At 30.4% G+C, this 2,355-nt stretch carries 1 protein-coding gene; it reads left to right on the top strand.

Annotation, left to right across the window (positions count from 1 at the left end; genetic code table 11):
* Positions 1-222 precede the first annotated feature (222 nt).
* A complete protein-coding gene (locus B2671_RS16515; RefSeq protein WP_346871386.1) occupies positions 223-2,082 on the top strand; it encodes a 5'-nucleotidase C-terminal domain-containing protein in 1,860 nt (619 codons plus the stop codon).
* Positions 2,083-2,355: the final 273 nt, after the last annotated feature.

The following is a 2,355-nucleotide window of genomic DNA, read 5'->3' as shown; positions in this document are numbered from 1 at the left end:
TATTTAAATAGGAACATAGTTTTATAGCTTCATATTTAAATAGTTTATGGTTAAAATCCTATTAAATTTTATTTTAAATTTGTAATTAAATTATTTTCCTATGAAATAAATTACAATTAATTAATAAAATTATTTAAAAGTAAAAAAATGGGTAATAAAATATAAGGTATAAGGAATATAGTTAACTATATTCCTATTAAATTATATTTAGGGGGAGAGGGTATGAAAGAGAAAAAGAGACTTACGGCGTTTGTAATGTCATTATTTTTATTTGCAACCTTAGTAATGCCAATAAATATTACTGAGGTATATGCAGAAGATAATGATAAAACAAATAATAGCCAAGCTGTAGATAGTGACGAAAACAGTATAGAGACACAATTACTAGAGGATACTAATTTAAGTAAGGTTAACAAGGTAGTTGACATTATAAGCTTTAATGATTTCCATGGCAATGTATTAGAGTCTGGTAAAAATATTGGGGCTGCAAAATTAGTAGGAGTTGTAAATGAATATAAGGCTAAAGCTAATACTGAATATGGTGTTATACCAGTATCATCAGGAGATTTATATCAAGGGACTGCAATTTCTAATCTTACCACTGGTAAACCAGTAACAGCTATGCTAAAAGCTATGGGACTTGAAGCATCTGCTATAGGTAATCATGAATTTGACTGGGGTGTTGATAATATTAATGCTTGGTCAAAGGAAGGTGGATTCACATTTTTAGCTGCAAATATAGTTAAAAAAGGTACTGAAGAAAAAGTAAGCTATGCACAGCCATATAAAGTAGTTGAGAGAAATGGAGTAAGAATAGGGTTAATAGGAATTTCTACTCCAGAAACAGCAACTTCTACTTTAGCTGAAAATGTAAAAGATGTAGAATTTTTAGATCCAGTAGATACTGTTGCTAAGTGGAACAAAGTACTTAGGGAAACAGAAAATGTTGATGCTGTAGTAGTTATAGCACATGCCGGAGCGTATCAAGATAGTAATACAAAAGAAATAACTGGGGAAGCTGCTGATATAGCAAAAGTTGAAGGTGTAGATGCTGTAATTGCAGGTCATAACCATGCTGTAGTTTCAGGAGAGGTAAATGGAGTACCAGTAGTAGAAGGTGGATATAATGGTAGAGCCTTAGCTAAGCTTACATTTACTTTTGATGATAGTAACAAACTTATAGATGTAGAGCCTAGTGTTGATGTGTTTTTAGGTAAAGAGGCTACCCTTCCAGTAGATGAAAATGTATTAAAGGAAGTAAATGATATGAATTCAGGTTTAAGTGAAATATTAGGACAGAAGGTAACTTCACTTAAAGAGCGTTTAAGTCATGATGATAAAAACACTACAGTAACTCCACTTGGCGTAACTGTAGCAGAAACTATGAGAAAAATAGTAGGAACTGAGATAGCTGTAACTAATGGTGGTGGAATTAGAAGAAGTCTAGAACAAGGAGATGTCACTATTGGTGATATGTACGAAATTCTTCCTTTTGATAATACTATAGTAACTCTTGATGTTAAGGGTTCAGACCTATATGGTATTATAGAACATGGAATTAATACAGAGGGATTTGCATGGGGTCAATATGCAGGTATAAAAGTTTGGTATAATCCAGAAGATGGCAAAGTTTCATCTATAAGATTAAATGATGGAACCAAAATTGATATGGATAAATACTATTCGATAGCAATAAATGACTTTATGTTAACAGGTGGAGATAAATATGACTTCTCTAATGCTATAAATGCAGTCAACACAAATATAGTTATGAGAGATGCAATGGCTAAAGACTGGAACAAAAATAGTGTCCCTAAAGTAGACTTTAATGTATTAGTAGAAGGAGAAGATACAACTGTAGATAAGCCTACAGAAGAAGAAAAACCAATAGAACCTAATGTTCCAGAAGAAAATAAGCCATCAACTCCAAATACTAATAATCCAAGTAAACCAAGCAATTCAAGTAATCAAAGCAAATTACCTCAAACCGGTGCTCCATTAACTCCAGATGCATTTGGAACTATGGGAATTATGGCAATTGCATTAGGCATATATATAAGTAAAAAGAAAAAATCAGCATAATAATTAAAGTAACTACCTGCTAGTAGAAGAGAACTTTACTAGTAGGTAGTTTTTTATAATTTTTTAATTATTATATGAGTTTGAATTAAGAAACGATTTTACTTATATATAAATAAAGATAACTATATAAAAAATATTAAAAGTTACTAATTAAATTAAATTAGTATATTTTGTTGAAATATGGAATAATGCGTGATATAATTTGGAATGATATGTAAATAAAAGAAAATTAATATAGTATTTAGTAATTACTTTATACAAGGGGGATAATTT

It is taken from the genome of Clostridium sp. UBA5119 (assembly GCF_002414285.1).
Classification (GTDB): Bacteria; Bacillota; Clostridia; order Clostridiales; family Clostridiaceae; genus Clostridium_J; species Clostridium_J sulfidigenes.
The sequence above is the reverse complement of the archived record's forward strand: the minus strand, read 5'-3'. Positions and strand labels throughout refer to the sequence as shown.

Bases quoted from the DNA above. Each gene is read 5' to 3' on its own strand.
- B2671_RS16515 (WP_346871386.1), top strand. From the start codon at position 223: ATGAAAGAGAAAAAGAGACTTACGGCGTTTGTAATGTCATTATTTTTA.